Source organism: Dactylosporangium sp. NPDC049140 (assembly GCF_040648435.1).
In genome coordinates this window covers 1-14,400 of the sequence record NZ_JBEZDS010000076.1, presented here as the reverse complement: position 1 = coordinate 14,400, position 14,400 = coordinate 1, and the positions used below count along the sequence as shown (strand labels likewise).

At 69.7% G+C, this 14,400-nt stretch carries 16 protein-coding genes; 7 read left to right on the top strand and 9 right to left on the bottom strand.

Annotation, left to right across the window (positions count from 1 at the left end; genetic code table 11):
• Positions 1 to 113: 113 nt before the first annotated feature.
• Together AB0B76_RS54775 and AB0B76_RS54770 are read left to right on the top strand one after the other, a co-directional pair.
• Positions 114 to 320, top strand: coding sequence for a DUF2795 domain-containing protein (locus AB0B76_RS54775; protein ID WP_360393085.1), 207 nt, complete (start codon positions 114 to 116; stop codon positions 318 to 320).
• Between the two features lie 50 nt (positions 321 to 370).
• Positions 371 to 1,144, top strand: coding sequence for a class I SAM-dependent methyltransferase (locus AB0B76_RS54770; RefSeq protein WP_360393083.1), 774 nt, complete (start codon positions 371 to 373; stop codon positions 1,142 to 1,144).
• 196 nt (positions 1,145 to 1,340) lie between these two features.
• Here the strand turns inward: AB0B76_RS54770 and AB0B76_RS54765 are convergent, their stop codons facing one another.
• Positions 1,341 to 2,069 (bottom strand): hypothetical protein, encoded by a 729-nt coding sequence (locus AB0B76_RS54765; RefSeq protein ID WP_360393080.1) that lies wholly within the window; start codon positions 2,067 to 2,069, stop codon positions 1,341 to 1,343.
• 94 nt (positions 2,070 to 2,163) lie between these two features.
• On the opposite strand from AB0B76_RS54765, the gene AB0B76_RS54760 reads away from it, so the two are divergent.
• Complete coding sequence (locus AB0B76_RS54760; RefSeq protein WP_360393078.1) at positions 2,164 to 2,604, top strand: hypothetical protein; 441 nt, start codon at positions 2,164 to 2,166, stop codon at positions 2,602 to 2,604.
• A 169-nt stretch (positions 2,605 to 2,773) separates the two neighbouring features.
• On the opposite strand, the gene AB0B76_RS54755 is transcribed toward AB0B76_RS54760, so the two are convergent.
• Positions 2,774 to 3,367 carry a hypothetical protein gene (locus tag AB0B76_RS54755; protein WP_360393075.1) on the bottom strand — a complete coding sequence of 198 codons (594 nt, stop codon included), beginning with the start codon at positions 3,365 to 3,367 and terminating at the stop codon, positions 2,774 to 2,776.
• 45 nt (positions 3,368 to 3,412) lie between these two features.
• Between AB0B76_RS54755 and AB0B76_RS54750 the strand changes: the two genes are divergently transcribed.
• Positions 3,413 to 3,826 carry a hypothetical protein gene (locus AB0B76_RS54750; protein ID WP_360393072.1) on the top strand — a complete coding sequence of 138 codons (414 nt, stop codon included), beginning with the start codon at positions 3,413 to 3,415 and terminating at the stop codon, positions 3,824 to 3,826.
• A gap of 204 nt (positions 3,827 to 4,030) precedes the next feature.
• On the opposite strand, the gene AB0B76_RS54745 is transcribed toward AB0B76_RS54750, so the two are convergent.
• The gene (locus AB0B76_RS54745; protein WP_360393069.1) at positions 4,031 to 4,705 is read right to left on the bottom strand and encodes a hypothetical protein; all 675 of its coding nucleotides are present in this window, start codon (positions 4,703 to 4,705) and stop codon (positions 4,031 to 4,033) included.
• A 644-nt stretch (positions 4,706 to 5,349) separates the two neighbouring features.
• On the opposite strand from AB0B76_RS54745, the gene AB0B76_RS54740 reads away from it, so the two are divergent.
• Positions 5,350 to 6,576 carry a hypothetical protein gene (locus tag AB0B76_RS54740; RefSeq protein WP_360393066.1) on the top strand — a complete coding sequence of 409 codons (1,227 nt, stop codon included), beginning with the start codon at positions 5,350 to 5,352 and terminating at the stop codon, positions 6,574 to 6,576.
• A 472-nt stretch (positions 6,577 to 7,048) separates the two neighbouring features.
• Here AB0B76_RS54740 and AB0B76_RS54735 read toward each other — a convergent pair whose 3' ends face one another.
• The 4 genes from AB0B76_RS54735 to AB0B76_RS54720 form a co-directional block, all read right to left on the bottom strand.
• Entirely contained in the window at positions 7,049 to 8,101 is a 1,053-nt protein-coding gene (locus AB0B76_RS54735) for a BtrH N-terminal domain-containing protein (RefSeq protein ID WP_360393063.1), read from the bottom strand.
• A 127-nt stretch (positions 8,102 to 8,228) separates the two neighbouring features.
• Positions 8,229 to 8,423 carry a hypothetical protein gene (locus AB0B76_RS54730; protein WP_360393060.1) on the bottom strand — a complete coding sequence of 65 codons (195 nt, stop codon included), beginning with the start codon at positions 8,421 to 8,423 and terminating at the stop codon, positions 8,229 to 8,231.
• A gap of 496 nt (positions 8,424 to 8,919) precedes the next feature.
• The gene (locus tag AB0B76_RS54725; RefSeq protein ID WP_360393058.1) at positions 8,920 to 9,279 is read right to left on the bottom strand and encodes a hypothetical protein; all 360 of its coding nucleotides are present in this window, start codon (positions 9,277 to 9,279) and stop codon (positions 8,920 to 8,922) included.
• A 432-nt stretch (positions 9,280 to 9,711) separates the two neighbouring features.
• Entirely contained in the window at positions 9,712 to 10,533 is an 822-nt protein-coding gene (locus AB0B76_RS54720; RefSeq protein WP_360393055.1) for a universal stress protein, read from the bottom strand.
• A gap of 280 nt (positions 10,534 to 10,813) precedes the next feature.
• Between AB0B76_RS54720 and AB0B76_RS54715 the strand changes: the two genes are divergently transcribed.
• Both AB0B76_RS54715 and AB0B76_RS54710 read left to right on the top strand, forming a co-directional pair.
• On the top strand, positions 10,814 to 11,212 hold the full coding sequence (locus tag AB0B76_RS54715) for a hypothetical protein (protein ID WP_360393052.1): 399 nt from the start codon (positions 10,814 to 10,816) through the stop codon (positions 11,210 to 11,212).
• Entirely contained in the window at positions 11,181 to 11,357 is a 177-nt protein-coding gene (locus AB0B76_RS54710) for a hypothetical protein (protein ID WP_360393050.1), read from the top strand. The genes AB0B76_RS54715 and AB0B76_RS54710 overlap by 32 nt, the downstream gene beginning before the upstream one ends.
• 163 nt (positions 11,358 to 11,520) lie before the next feature.
• Here the strand turns inward: AB0B76_RS54710 and AB0B76_RS54705 are convergent, their stop codons facing one another.
• Both AB0B76_RS54705 and AB0B76_RS54700 read right to left on the bottom strand, forming a co-directional pair.
• The gene (locus AB0B76_RS54705; RefSeq protein WP_360393047.1) at positions 11,521 to 12,492 is read right to left on the bottom strand and encodes an alcohol dehydrogenase catalytic domain-containing protein; all 972 of its coding nucleotides are present in this window, start codon (positions 12,490 to 12,492) and stop codon (positions 11,521 to 11,523) included.
• 286 nt (positions 12,493 to 12,778) lie between these two features.
• Positions 12,779 to 13,138 (bottom strand): hypothetical protein, encoded by a 360-nt coding sequence (locus AB0B76_RS54700; RefSeq protein ID WP_360393044.1) that lies wholly within the window; start codon positions 13,136 to 13,138, stop codon positions 12,779 to 12,781.
• Positions 13,139 to 14,400: the final 1,262 nt, after the last annotated feature.

Genomic DNA, 14,400 nt, shown 5'->3' with positions numbered 1-14,400 from the left:
TGAACACCGTGTCCGGACCGGCGCGGCCCACCGCAGGCCACACCGCCGCACGGCCGGGCACGCCCACACCCAGCCCGCATCGCTATCGCCCCCACGACTCGCAGGAGCATCAGGTGACCGTCACCCGCACCGAACTGGCCAACCACATCCAGGCCGCGTTCACCACTGGCCCCGCCACCCGCGACAGCATGCTCGCCTACGCCGCCGGCAGCCACGCCCGCCCAGAGGTCATCGCCGCCCTCCAACGGCTCAACGACAAGCCATACCCGAGCCTCCGCGACCTGTGGCACGACCTGCCCGACCTGCCCGTCAGCAACTGACCACACCACCCGAACCGACCCAATCCCGTACCGACGAAAGAACCAGGAACGTGGCCCACGACCAGGACCTCGCATCGGCCTACGAGCTCATCTACACGGTCGCCGCCGGCAAGAACTACCGACGGGAGGCCCACGACATCGCCGTCCTGATCCGGCAACGGCATCCCACCGCCGACAGCCTCCTCGACGTGGCCTGCGGCACGGGACTGCACCTGTCCCATCTCCGCGACAGTTTCGCGCACGTCGAGGGGCTGGAACTCTCCAACCCGATGCGCACGGCAGCCGCCGCGCGACTCGACGGGATCGCGGTGCACGCCGGTGACATGCGCGACTTCCGGCTCACCCGCACCTTCAGCGCGGTCACCTGCCTGTTCTCCGCCATCGGCTACGCACGATCGGTCCACGAACTGCACCAGACCCTCGACTGCCTCGCCGCACACCTGGAACCAGGCGGTGTCCTGCTGCTCGAACCATGGTTCACCCCAAGCCAATTCATCGCCGGACCGGTGGACATCGGCGCGGCCGCCGACGGCCAGCGGCACCTCGCCAGAATGTGCGTCTCACGGCACACCGGCACCACCTCCACGCTGACCATGCACTACCTGCTCGGCGAGACCGGCACCGGCATCCGGCACTGGACCGAAGAGCACACCCTGACCCTGTTCACCAACGAGCAGTACCTTCACGCGATCCAGCAAGCAGGCTTACGCAACGTGGAGTGGCTGCCCGGCTGGCACGACCAACGCCCACGTATCGCCGCCATCAAGCCTCGACCCGGACGATCCCACGCTGCCGCGCCCAAGCCACCCGGATCGACGTCGTAGGACATGAACGCGACTTGACCGGCCGGTTCGGCGCGGTCTGATGACTGGGGCGATGTCTGCGGTGACCGGGTCGGGTGCCCGCCGGACGAGGTGAAGCCGAGCGGAGACGTGGGCGCCGCGGACGATGAGGCGCGCCGGTGCCGCCGCTCGGATGGTCTGTCGTGGCCGTTCGCTGTGGTGCGGGGGCTTGGTTGCGTCAGGACTCCGCGGCGGGTGTAGGCAGCACATGCAGCATGCCGCGGTGGTCGAGTTTTTGGTGTAGCGCTTGGGTTTCGTGATAGAGGTTCGCGGTGACGGTGGCCAGGGCGTCGAGTTTGCCGCGCAGTTCGGTGATCTCGCTGTTGGCGGCCGAAAGCTTCCTGCGTAGTGCGGCGATGTCGTCGTCGCGGCGGACCTCGCCTGGTGTGCGCAGGATCGACCGGTCGACGCGGGTGTTCCACTCGGCGAGGATGTCGGTGGCGCGGTGGACGGTGGCGTGGCTGACCCTGGCTTCGCGGGCGAGGTTCTCCTTGGTCAGGGCGCCGTCGGTGTGCGCCGGGGTGCCGGCCAGGAGGCGTTGCATGGCGGCTCGAAGTTTCGCCTCGGTGGCGGCAGAGACGGCCATCAGGTGACCTCTCTTCGATTTCCAGGCGTCGGTGACGAGTTGCACGTCGACGAGACGGGATTGTAGGGACGCTAGTCGCGGCGTGGACACGCGGCGTTCGCCAATCATGACCTGCAGGTCGTGTTCTTCGGCGAGCCATACGGGTGCATGCGCGCGGGTGACGACCGAATTGCGACACCGCGACGGCTCGCAGACGCCTATGAGCGGCGCGGTTCCGCGTTGGTCGGCGGGGAGTGCCTTCTGGCATGCGGCGTATGCGGCGTCCCACATACAGTGGTTGAGGGTGCCCCAGTGCAGGCTCGGGAACTCGTTGCGCAGCAACGTGACCTCCAAGTCTGGGGTCGGCGAGTGGCGCGCGCAGGGCCGGGTCTGCTGCGGTGCGGCGTAGCGTGTCCGCGACGCGGTCGAGGCCGGCATGCAGCCGAGCGGCTCCCGGACCCACGGCCACCTCCTCGCCGTAGCGCCGGCCGTTGAGGAGGTCGACGAGCTTGGCGGCGGCGGACAGTTCGAGTTGGTTGTCGAACTCTTTGAGCCAGGCGGCGTCGGCCCGGTAGTAGCCGGCGGTGACCCGGTTGGCCATCGCCCGGCGGGCGGCGTGTTTGAGTTGCAGGCCCAGGGCGATCTCGGCGTCGGGTTCCTGGCCGGTGATGACCGACATCGTCATGCGGAACATGTGCGGGCGGACCAGCCCGGCCGGGATGGGCTGCAAGCCGGTCGTCGTGGAGCGGGTGTTGACGCCGGCGATGAACGTGTCGATGTCGTACCCGGCTTCGATGCCTCGCCGGCCGATCCGCTTGCCGGTCGTCGTGCGTTGCGGGCCGGCGGCAGGAGGGTTGAGGGTGGCGAAGATGTGTGAGTCGTGCCAGGACAGCCGCTCGGCGACCGCGATGGCTTCGGCGACGGGCTCAATCACCCACCACCGTTGCGGCGACTGGGTCGGATCATGCTTGATCTTCCTGGACCGCACGGCGGGCGAACCGTGGAATGTGGTGACGGCGCCGCGTTCGATCTCCTGGATCTCCGAGTCACGCATCAAGCTCAACCCGGCAATGAACACATAGCAGGCTGCCCGGAGCATCAGCAGTTCCTCGTCGAGTTCGGCGAGGCTGATCGTGGTGCGCCACGGGACGTGGGTGCCGTCGGGGCGGGCCACGGTGCTGAAGCCGTCGCAGGCGATCAACTGCCGCCGGTACGTGCCGTCGACGCCGAGGACCTGGACGCGCCCAGGTGGCGTCGGGCAGGGTGGTGGTGGCGGGGTGGTGCAGGGGTACGGCCCGGGACGCGGCGATCGCGATCGCGGCGTCGGGGTCGGTCAGGGCGAGGTGCGCGGCGTGGCCATCGGCGGCGGTTGCCCCGGCGGCGGGGCCGTGGAGGGTGAGTTCGGCGGCGGCGGTGACGGTGAGCAGGGCGTGTGGGTCGCGGACCTCGAGGGAGTCGAGGACGGCGAGGGTGCACGTGTCACCGGTGTGCAGGTCGACGAGGGTGACCATGACGGGCCGGTCGTCGGGGCGGGTCCAGGTGACGACGTCGAAGTGGTCGTCGGCGACGGTGGTGGTGAAGCGCCGCCAGGCGTGGTTGTCGGTGTCGAACGGTGTGTTGGTGTCGGTGCCGTAGCGCATGCGTGGGCTCCTTGCGGCTTGGACGGTACGGGCATCGCGGCGTTCATGGACAAGACGTTCGGCCTCGGCCACGACACCACCGCGGCGCAGTCCTGGCTCAACGGCGGCAGCCCCACCAAGGGCTTCCTCGGCGTCGTAGCCACCGGGCCGTTCGCCGGGTTCTATCACTCCATTGCCGCACCCGTCACCGACGTGCTGTTCATGGCCACGCTGCTCGGCGTCGGCACTGCCCTGATCCTCGGTACCGGCATGCGCCTCGCCACCGGCGCCGGCGCGCTCCTCATCATCATGATGTGGACCGCGGTCCTGCCACCGGCCGGGAATCCGTTCATGGACGAGCATCTCGTCTACGCCGCCGTCCTCATCGTCCTGCCGTGGCTGGGCACCGGCAACACCCTCGGCCTGGGCCGCTTCTGGTCGGCCGTGTCACTGGTACGCCGCACACCTTGGCTGCAATAGCCGCTACGACCTCGAGAAGGCTGGCATGACCCCCGACCGCAGGTCGATGGGATCAGCGGGCTCCGGGCGGCGCCGTCGCGCTCGCCCCGGTCGCGGCGGAGACCGCTCGTAGCCGGTGGGACGCCTCACAATCGCCACACTGTGAGCCGATGGCGCTGCCCGGCCTCGGTGTGGAGCTGTTCCGCTCGTCCAGTTGGTTCAGGGTCAGACAGTGGTGGAGCTCCTGTGGGCTCTCCTGATCATCACGGTTGCCGCCGGGACCAGCCATACGATCGACGCCGGGTAGAGCAGGTAGCTCGCCCAGCCCTGCGGCGCCAACGGACCACCGGGATCGACCAGCGCGAAGGACAACAGCACGGCGGCAGCTCCAGCAACCACCGCGAGCCAGCCCAGCCAACCCGGGAAAACCCTGGTGCGCAACGACACCACCGCGACCGCGAAGAACATCACCGCGAGCGGGATATTGGCCACGATGAGCATCACCCAGCCCAGGTCGGTAAGCGCGGCTGCCGTCTCGGGCAGCATGTTGTGCGCCGATGGCAGGGTCAGGGTGATCTGCGGGGCCTGACCCACCACGTTGAGCCCGTAGCCGATCATGCCGGCAGTAAAGGCGAGCGTGGACAGCCGACCCGGTGCACCTTCCGCCTCGATCAGAAAGCTACGCAGGACGCCCAGGAACCACATGAACAGGCCGGCACTGAACAGAAACAGCATGCTCTGCGCCAGGATGGCGTCCCGGTTGTCGACGAGGAACGTCGGAAGCGCCGCCGGCTCGCTCGTGCTGGGCCAGGGCCGTTCCAACGTGACAGCTGCCGCCCCGAACACCAGCGCTGCGACGCCGGACCAGGCGGCTAGCCTACGCCATCTCGCCTCGTTCATCACTCCTCCTGCCTCCGGCGGCCACACGGGTGGCTGGTCGACGCGCTGGGCGGCGAGCAGGCCGGCGCCCGGGTCGTCGTCACCAACTCGGATCGGGCGTACGCGATGGTGGTCCTGTCGACGCCGCGGACGTCAATGTCCGCGACCGGCGGCGCGGCAGTGCAGGTGCTGCGCGACCCTCGCATCGTTATCCTCTCCCGGTAGCCACCCTCGCCCGGCGCGTGGCCTGCGGTCCAGGGCCGAAGGTCCCGTCCATTGTGTAACGTCGCTCGTCCGCCGGCGGCCAGGGCGGTGCCACCACCGACCGGTGCAGCGCGCTCACGACGACGGTCGAGCCGTCGAGGGCGGCTTGCGACCCATGGCGCGAACGTTGTTTCACGCCCCCACGGAGCGCTCGGCCCGGGACCGCGCTGCATTGCCGGCGATCGTGGCCACGCTGACCGGACGCGGTCGCGGCGTCATCGATGCTCTGCTGTGCCCACCAGGGGTCGAAGGTCCGCCGCGGTCGGACCTTCGACCCTACGCGCCACGGTACGCATCGATACAGAATGAACTGTGGATGTCCATGTCCGACGGCGGCGCGTTCCGCCATCCGGTGGGTCCGCCCGCCATCGGCGTCCACCTGCCCTCATGTGAGGTGCAACATGTCGTACCCCGCGGTATCCAACTACCCAACGCAGCAACTGCCACCGCTGCCACCGCTGCCACCCGAGCCGCCGGAGCCATCCGAGCCCGCAGAAGCCGCCGAGCCGTCGCCGCCACCGCACAGCCGGAGATGGCGCATCGCCCTGCTGGCCACGCTCGTTGTGCTGGTGCTGGCGATCCCGATCGCGCTGTTCGTCGTGTTGCACGGCGACAGCAACACCCAACCGGCCGGCACGCCACCGGCGGCCGGTCCGTCGCCGGGCGTCACCACGAGTGCCCCGGCCGCGCCCTCCCCCGCCGCTCCACCCGCACAGGCCGCGCCTGACGGACGGATCCCGCTCGACCAGTTGAAGAACGCCACCCTGGACATCCCCGCCTGGCCGACGGACAACCTCACGGGACCCTCCGGCAAGCTGAAGTTCGTCGACGGCGAGGTCACCGTACCGCCCGACGCCGCGTTCCCGTTCGTACGGCACATCATCATCTTCGGTGCGACGTACGGTGACGTCGACCGCGACGGCGCCCAGGAGACGCTCGCCAGCATCGGCTGTGTCGTGGAGGGCGGCAGTATGCAGCTGGTCGCCTTCGACCGCACAGCGTCGGGTGCGATCGTCACCATGGGCCAGGTTGTCGCGACCCGAGGCGAGATCCGGGTCATCGGCACCACCGACGTCAAGGTCCGTAACGATGGGACCATCGCCGTCAAGGTCGGCGACTTCCAGGGCTGCTGCGGCGACGAGACACCCCAGCAGTGGCAGACCCGCGCGTACGGCTGGACCGGACGCGACTTCCGCCAGACGTCCGGGCCGACCGCGTTCCCGGTCAGCGCGAACGTGACCGACAGCGGGGTAACCGCCGGTGAGCTCGTCCTCGGCCCGTCCGTCAACGGCGTGCGGCACGGGACCGTCACGGTCACCGTCACGTACGTCCGCGGCGCCAAGCCGGACCACCTCGTGCTGGACTTCTCCCCGCCCGACGGCCTCCAGGTCGACGGCAACGCCTGGCCGGCGGTGCATCCCGGCTACGGCACGGGATTCTGGGTCGACCTGCCAACGCCGGCCGCGGGCGGCAAGGTCACCTACACGTTCGCGTTCAGCCGGCCGGCCACCGCAACCGGTAGCGAGCTCGGCCTGCACCTCACCGCAGCGAACACGAAGAACGTCGGGCTGGCCGAATCCAACCCGTACGACAACACCGTGACGGTCCACATCCGCTCCGTCGACTGACCGACCCCGTCCGACCGCCAGCGGCCGGTGAACGACACCGCCCCGCGCACGCCGACCCGTGCGCGGGGCGGCTGTTCGACGCCACAACCACGACACGCCTGGTGTTCATGACGTCAGCGTGACATTTCGATGCGATGCATCGGGTCCGCGGACCATGCACCGTGCGCCGCGCCGGGCACCATGACGTCGGACACCGTACGGCGCGAACTCACCGCCACGGGCAGGCCATAGCCGATCCGGAGGAGCATCTGTGGATGCCATCGGCGGAAGGGGCCGGCAATCGCCCGGCCACAGGACATCGGAGCCGCCGTCACGGATCCGGAACAGCCACGGTTGGGTGTTGTGGATCGAGGGTGCGGCGACCGCCGCATGCCGACACGCACCGATCGACCGATCGGTCAGCCGCCCATCCCGCTGGCTGCTCATCACGGTTACCTCCGGCCCGGCGTGAGACATCGCGCTTCGGGCGTTGTCATCGCCGGCTCGCCGCCAACAGGTCGCGCCAGGCTCCCTCCTCGGCGTCGGCGACGAGCGACAGCACCGCCGAGATCTCGGCCAACAGGGGGGACGGATCCTCGCCGCCGGCCGCCTCGTCGAAGAGGGCGGCGACCTGCTGCCACCCGTCGCCGGCGGCGTGCAGCCGCGCACCGATCTCACCGAACGCGAGATCGCCGGTGATCGCAGCGGCCTCGTCGAGGAACCGCGCGTACATGTACCGGAACAGCCCGCCGCCGGTGCCACCGACCTCATCGATCATGATGAAGCCGTTGCGGCACGCGTCCCGCAACGGCTCGGCGCCGAGCAACGCCGGCCACCCAGGAACGAGCCGGGCGGCCTTACGGATCCCGGCCACGCCGAGGTTGCTGATCGGGGGTTGCAGCATGCCGGTGGCGACCTCTTCGATCGCTGTGCGCACCTCATCCGGCGTCGGTGGCCGCTGACCGGCGAAGTCAAACGCCCAGGCGCGGTGCCGCGGCGGGAACGGCTGGAACGTCGAGCCGCGTGCCGCAGCCAGATCCGCCAGCGACACCTGATGCGTCCCGGTGTCGCGGTCGCAGACCAAGACCGTCGCGGATTGCGGATCGAACCCGACCACACCGATGACATGACCTCCGAAGTGGTACTCGCCGGGGAAGTCAAAGTACGGCAACAGACCCATGTCGACCTGCAGCATCGCCGGCACCTCGGCCGACAGGTCCGCGACGAGGCGGTCCTGCGCCTTGCGCGCGCTCGAAGTGCTCGTTGCGGCAACGACAACTCCGGTGCGGCGGCCGGCGTGCGACTCGAGGCCGTCCTCGCCGGGCCGGCCGACGTTGGCCCGGCCGCCCAGGAACGGCGGCTGACCCTTCTGATGCCAGTACACGAAGCCCACACCGGCGCCGAGACCGAGCAGCATCTCCTCGCCCACGTCACGGCCCATCATCTGGTACACATGGCGCATCGAACCCGTCACGCAATGGCGCGCCGGAAACGCAGTGAACCCGGGAAACGATTTGATGGCCATATCGGCAACGTTCGTCGACACACCACAGACCCGGTAGGGCCGAACGGCCCACAGCGGCACCCGATGGATTCCGGCCGTGGACCGCCCACCGGCGTCGCATCAGAGCAACGGATCACCATCGCCCCACTCCCGGGCCACGCGCCTCGGGTCACGCGTGCTGGGGAACGCGGTCGACCCGGCTCAGGCCGCCCGGATCGATCCCGAGCGTCGCCAGCAGGCTGCGATTCCTGCCAACTTCGACGATCTCGGGCAGCTCACGTTCGAACCAGTCAGCCCGCGCGAGCTTCCCCCTGGATCGCAGTGTTGCAACGATCTCTGCTCTGCTGACGTGCGTGGCGGTCACGACCGTTCCTCCTCATCCGTTGTGAAGCCGGCGCGTATCTTCCGCACCGAGACCATCACGGCCGGCCGACGCCCGGCTTACCGGGCGCGCCTCCTTGCATTGCCAGCCTGCGCCGAGGCGGTCGGCGAAGACAGAGTCGTTCTACCCGCTACGCCGGGACATGCATTACGGCGACCGTCGCGCGCCCCTGGACCTCCTGATCGACGGCCGTGGACCACGCCGCACTCCGCCTGCGGAGTCCTGCCCACGCGACCGGCTCTGCACCCCACCGGTTCTACGTCTCGACGACTGCAAAAGTCGCTGCAGGCCGCCCTCGACGCCGCCCACCTGTCCTGACCGTACGAACGCGGGAGGATGCCGAAGCCCCCACGCCATCCCGGCCCGGCTACGCTGCCGGGCATGGCCGGCACGTCCTGGCCAAGCTCGCCGGCGACGTCGACGCGCTGTACAGCGGCTGCCGGCCGCCCGGTTGCCGCGCTGCCGGCCTCCGCACCGGTCAGCGCCACCGGTACGGCACGACGATGTCCACGACCGCGCGGTCCGGGCCCCTGTGCGGCGCCTCCCGGTGGTACTCCCAGTTCGAGCCGGTCGGACGGAATCCCCTCGCGGACAGCCACGAGCGCAGCGCGCTGCGGGCATCCTCGAACTCATCGGGCCACAACACGTCCACGGCCATGATCGCGGGGCCGCCGGGCAGGCCCGACGCGACGATCTCGCCGGCGTCCTCGATCGGCTCGCCGACCAGCTGGCCCGCCTCCACCTCGATGCCCGCCTCCGTGTACAGGTAACGGACGAACGGCGGACCTACGGCGGTCACCCGCTGCCGCTCCAGTTCACCGGTGACGCGGCGGAGCACACCTGGCAACCACGACGCGAGCCCCGCGCGCGGCGGCAAGACACGCGTCACCGCTGTGGGTCGCGCATCCAGATCCACGGCGCGCAGCCGGAAGCCGGTCACGGGCGGGTCAGCCCGTCGTTGTTCGACACCCGCAACTACGGTTGCCTCCTCCCGTACCAGGCGGCCACACCCGCCGTCCGGAGCGTTGTCTCCTGGGACCGCGCCGGCCAGGGCCGTTCGGCCCGTCCCCTTCAGGACCATCGCAGCGTCAGTTGTGTCCATCTCGATACCCGGCCTGTTCATCTCAATACCCGGCCTACCAGCCACGGATGGCGACTCCATTCGCGCCGCCGGCCCGGAGTTCCGTGCGTCGACGATCGCGGCGGCCAGGACCGGCACCGGGGGCGGCGGACCATCACCGCCGATCCGGCGCGAGCCACCACCGTGTGTTCACGCCGCGGCGTGCGGGACAACCGCCACCGGGCAATGCGCGCGCCGCGTCAGCACATCGAACACCGGCCCGGTCCGATGGCCGCGGCCGATAACGGCCAGTTGGCTGATGCTCGAAGCCGCAGTCAGCGCCACCGGAACGTCGAGGCTGTGACGGGCGGCAATGCGTACCTCAACCTCCGGGTATTTCTCCGTCCAGCGCTCCAGCGCCGAGAGGAGGATGTGCTGGGCACCTTCGTGGGCGGCCCGGTCGTCCAGCTCGCGCTCGGGCGCCGCATCGGCCGGTGCGGTCCACACGTGTAGGGCGACCAGCGGCGCGCCGCGCAGCACCGCCTCGGCGAACGCGAACTCGACCGTGCTGTCCGAGCCGGCCGTGCCGGAGACGCCGAGCAGCACGGGCCGGGGCAGCACCACCGACTGCGGATGTGTCAGCGGCCGGTGCACGATCAGCGGCGCCGAGAGCAGCGCGGTGATCCGCGTCGGGATGTCGGCCGCGCCCAGCCCCGTGCGCCGGTCCCGCGCGCCCAACACGAGCAGCGCCGCGCCGCAGCCGCGCGCGACCAGCGCGCTCACCGGGTCGTCACCGGCGACCTCACCGGCGACCGCGAGCCCCGGATGCTCGGCCCGGGCCCGGGCGACCGCCACCGCCACCAACCGGTGCGCGGCCCGTGTCGCGGTGTCGCCGGAGCCTTCCACTGCATGCACGATCACCAGCGGCGCGACCCGCACCATTGCCTCGTCCGCCGCCAGATCAACGGCGGCAAGGCTCATCGGCGACGTGTCCACGCCAACAATCACAGGTCCGAACGGCTCACCAGGCATGACGCACCTCCGCTCTCACCCTCCCGCACCACGGCCCGCCACGGCAGAGGCCTTCTGCCCGCTCCGGCCGGGACAAGGCCATGGTCGTGGCAGCCTGCCGTTGCGGCGGCGGCCCGGCGCGACCGGCTCGCCGCAGACAGGCCGAACGGCCCTGAACCGGCCGGGGCACGACGGGGCAGACTGGGCGTGCCGGCGACGACCGGCGATTCGTCATCAGCCGCGGAGGCGCCCCTGACCCGACCGCCGATCCAGATGCGGCGGGGAGACCAGCCCGGAGCCGGTGCTCGCCGCCCGGCCCGGGGTCTGGTGGGACTCCGCCCGGGTCGGCGTCGGCCCGCCACCGCTGGAGACGCCGCACGGCTGGCTGGTCCTCTACCACGGGACGAAATGGGTCGCCGACGGCCCGGTGCACCGGATGGGACTGGCCCTGCTGCGCCGCGGCGACGAGTGGCTGCTCGCACCGGACCGGGACTATGAGATCGTCGGCACCGCGCCGAACGTCGTGTTCCCCACCGGCCTCGTGCACGACACCGCCACCGACCAACTGCGGCTGTACTACGGCGCCGCGGACCGCTGCGTGGCCTTGGCCACGGCAAACCTGTCGGAAGTGCGGCACTCTCGCCTACGCCCTCGCCGCGGGCTGCCCTGTGGTCTCCACCGACTATCACTACGCGCGTGATCTCATCCCCGGCATCGCCGGGCTCGTCGTACCGCCCGACGACCCGGACGCACTCGCCGGTGCGGTCAACGCACTCCTCGGCGACCGCACCGGCCACGCCCGAGCCCGCGCCGGCGCCCGCCGCATCGGCGCCCGGACCGCCTGACCCTGCGTCGCCGGCCAGGTCGCCGCGCTGATCCGCGCCACGCCGCGGCAGCCGCACGTCACGGTGGTCCGCTGAGGGCGCGGCTGCCTGCCGGCAGGTGCCGGCAGGAAGCCCGGGATCACCGGGGTCGAAGCGCGTCGCCGAGCGGCGCCGAGGCGGTGGCTCAGTGACGCGTGAGCAGCACCTTGAGTGCGCCGGTGTGCGCCGGGTCAGCGAAGACCTCGTACGCCTCGACGAAGTCGTCGAACCCGAACCGGTGGGTGATCATGTGGCCGACGTCGAGCTGGCCGGTGCCGAGCATCTTCAGCAGCGTCGGGGTGGAGTAGGTGTCGACCAGACCGGTGGTGATGGTGATGTTACGGATCCACAGGTCTTCCAGGTGCAGCGCGGCGGGCTTGCCGTACACACCGACGTTGGCGATCCGGCCACCCGGCCGCACCAGCGTCGTGCACAACTCGAAGGCCGCCGGGGTGCCGACGGCCTCGATCACCACGTCGGCGCCCAGCCCGTCGGTCACCGCACGCGCCAGCTCCAGCACGTCTGCGTCCGGCTTGGCGACGATGTCGGCGCCGAACTGCTTGGCAGCCTGCAGCCGGCTGTCGGCCTTGTCGACGGCGATGATGTGCGACGGCGAGTACAGCCGCGCGGTGAGGATCGCGGCGAGCCCGATCGGGCCGACCCCCACCACGACCACCGTGTCACCCGGGCGTACCCGGCCGTTGAGCACGCCGACCTCGTAGGAGGTGGGCAGGATATCGGCGAGCATGACCGCCGCATCGTCGGTGATGCTCTGCGGCAACTTGTAGGTGGACAGGTCCGCAAACGGCAACCGGGCGTACTGCGCCTGCACCCCGTCGACGAGGTGCCCGAGGATCCAACCGCCGCCGTTACGGCACTGGCCGTACGACGCCTGCCGGCAGTACCGGCACACCCCGCACGCGGAGATGCAGGAGGCCACCACCCGGTCGCCCGGGGTCAGTCCGCTCACGCCGGCGCCGACCTGCACGACCGTGCCGACCGCCTCATGGCCCAGGACCCGCCCCGGCGCCACCGCCGGCACATCGCCGCCGAGGATGTGCAGGTCGGTGCCGCAGACCGAGGTCCTCGGCAGTGAGCACGCCGACCAGGGATCCATGGTCGGTCATGAGTGCCGCCCGCCCGCGAGACACCACCGGTGCGACATCGGCCAGCAACCGGCCCGCGTCCACGACCGGCACCGCCGACAGCGGCGAGCCTGCGGAGGCCAGCATCGTACCGTCGCGCAGCCGCGGCCGCTACGGTGCCCCGCTGTAGCGGCTGAGGTGCGAATGCTTGGGAGGAGTCAGGGTCTTGGCGCCTGGACGACTGCGTGCTGCGGTAACCAACCCACAGCAGATGACGGTCCGAAGTTCCCCTCCATAAGGGTGAGGTGAGCGAGCGCATCAGAGGCCGTGAATCTGGTAGCCAAAGTCGAGCAGCATGGCCAAGACCGCACCGAAGTCACCGTCGTCCGGTTCGCGTTTGCCAGTGTTGCGCTGGAGGGTGACCACGACCGTCGAATCGGGCACCTCCAGCCAGCACTTCGCCGACCATCCGTTCTCCGGATCGAACAGCGCGAACTGTTGCGCGAACGCCTGCTGGTTCCCTGGCGCCTCCCAGGTGCCTGTCCGAACCATTGACACGAACGCCCTGCCGAGCTGCCGGTTGGTCTGTTCGTCATCGACAGGTCGATACTTTTCCGACGGGCCTTCCGCATACTGCATCAGATGCAGTTCGAGCTTCTCGGCGCCACCGCGCGGCACCCAGCAGGTTTTGTTGTACTTCCTCTGGCCCGACTGTGCGTCCGGGGTTCGGGTTGAGCGATGCGCTGGTTTCACCGCACGGCTTGGCCCAGATCGTCCGCTGCGCCTGATACGGGTTGACACCCGCCTTCTCGACGGGCGCTTCGCCGGACGGTCGTACGGAGGTTGGTGCCGCGGTTTCGGCGACCTTCTTTTCTCCGGCGGAGTCATGGTCGAGCCAGATCATGCCGACGACGCCAGCCATGACGGCGACGACAATCATCACTACAAGCGACAACCGGGCCCACGCACTCGTCCCACCCGATGCGTTTGGTGGTGCAGGCGACGGTGCGGTGCCGCCGGCAAGTGCGGCGAGCACCGCGACGACGATGGCTAGGATCAACGAGTTGACCGAGGCAATCTGGTCGAGCTGTTCCTTGGCGTTGTTGCCCAGTACAAGGGCGGTGACCCATGCCGCAGCCGGGGGCGGCCACCAACGGGACGCCGACTACCACGGTCCAGTAACGCACTGTGTTCTTCGGTGGCACTGACCCAGTGTGCCCGAGTCCATCAACAACCGTAAATCGATCATGGCTGCCATAAGCCGCCCTGCGTCCGATGCCACTCGATCAGGTTAAGCGGATCAGCCAAGGTCCCAGCGGCCCCTCTTTCGCTGCGAAAGTGAGCTTCCCCGGTTTCTCGGAGGGTGAATTACCTGTCGCTGGTCGGCTCGGGTTGGGCGATAGCTGTGTTGTGGTGGGCCGTCGCGGCGTCCCAATGCGATCGCGACCGCCGTCCCGGCGAGCGGGATGAGCAGGACCGCCACGACGGGCAGTGGCAGGACCCGGCCGACGGACTTGAACGTCAGGTAGCCGATCGCGGCGGCTGCACCGAGCACGGCGACCTGCCCGGGCGGTCAGGCCCCACACAATGCGGTCCGGTGCCTCGATGTCGGCCGCACCCGGGCATGCACATCTTCAACATCCACAGTGGACTCCAAGGTTGATGACAGCCTTCGACGGCCGCGTCACCGCCGGCCGCCGCTAACAACTCAACAGCATCGATCTACCGCAGAAGCGTTACACCGTTTAGTTGGCTCTGGCGCAAAGACGGTGGTGTCCGGGGCGATCGAGGTTCGCTGATCAGGATGCGGCAGGGTGTCAGCGGTGCGCTTCGATCTGATCAAGGTATTGTTCGCCGGGCTGGTGTCCATAGTGGTCGATCAAGTCGTTGACCAGGGCGATACGGTGCGGATTCGGGCTCGGACCCGGTCGGGGGCGGTG

Excerpts from the sequence above, each read along its gene's own strand:
- AB0B76_RS54760 (WP_360393078.1), top strand. The coding sequence starts at position 2,164 with ATGCAGCCGAGCGGCTCCCGGACCCACGGCCACCTCCTCGCCGTAGCG.
- AB0B76_RS54755 (WP_360393075.1), bottom strand. The coding sequence starts at position 3,367 with ATGCGCTACGGCACCGACACCAACACACCGTTCGACACCGACAACCAC.
- AB0B76_RS54750 (WP_360393072.1), top strand. The coding sequence starts at position 3,413 with ATGGACAAGACGTTCGGCCTCGGCCACGACACCACCGCGGCGCAGTCC.
- AB0B76_RS54745 (WP_360393069.1), bottom strand. The coding sequence starts at position 4,705 with ATGAACGAGGCGAGATGGCGTAGGCTAGCCGCCTGGTCCGGCGTCGCA.
- AB0B76_RS54740 (WP_360393066.1), top strand. The coding sequence starts at position 5,350 with ATGTCGTACCCCGCGGTATCCAACTACCCAACGCAGCAACTGCCACCG.
- AB0B76_RS54720 (WP_360393055.1), bottom strand. The coding sequence starts at position 10,533 with ATGCCTGGTGAGCCGTTCGGACCTGTGATTGTTGGCGTGGACACGTCG.
- AB0B76_RS54705 (WP_360393047.1), bottom strand. The coding sequence starts at position 12,492 with ATGGATCCCTGGTCGGCGTGCTCACTGCCGAGGACCTCGGTCTGCGGC.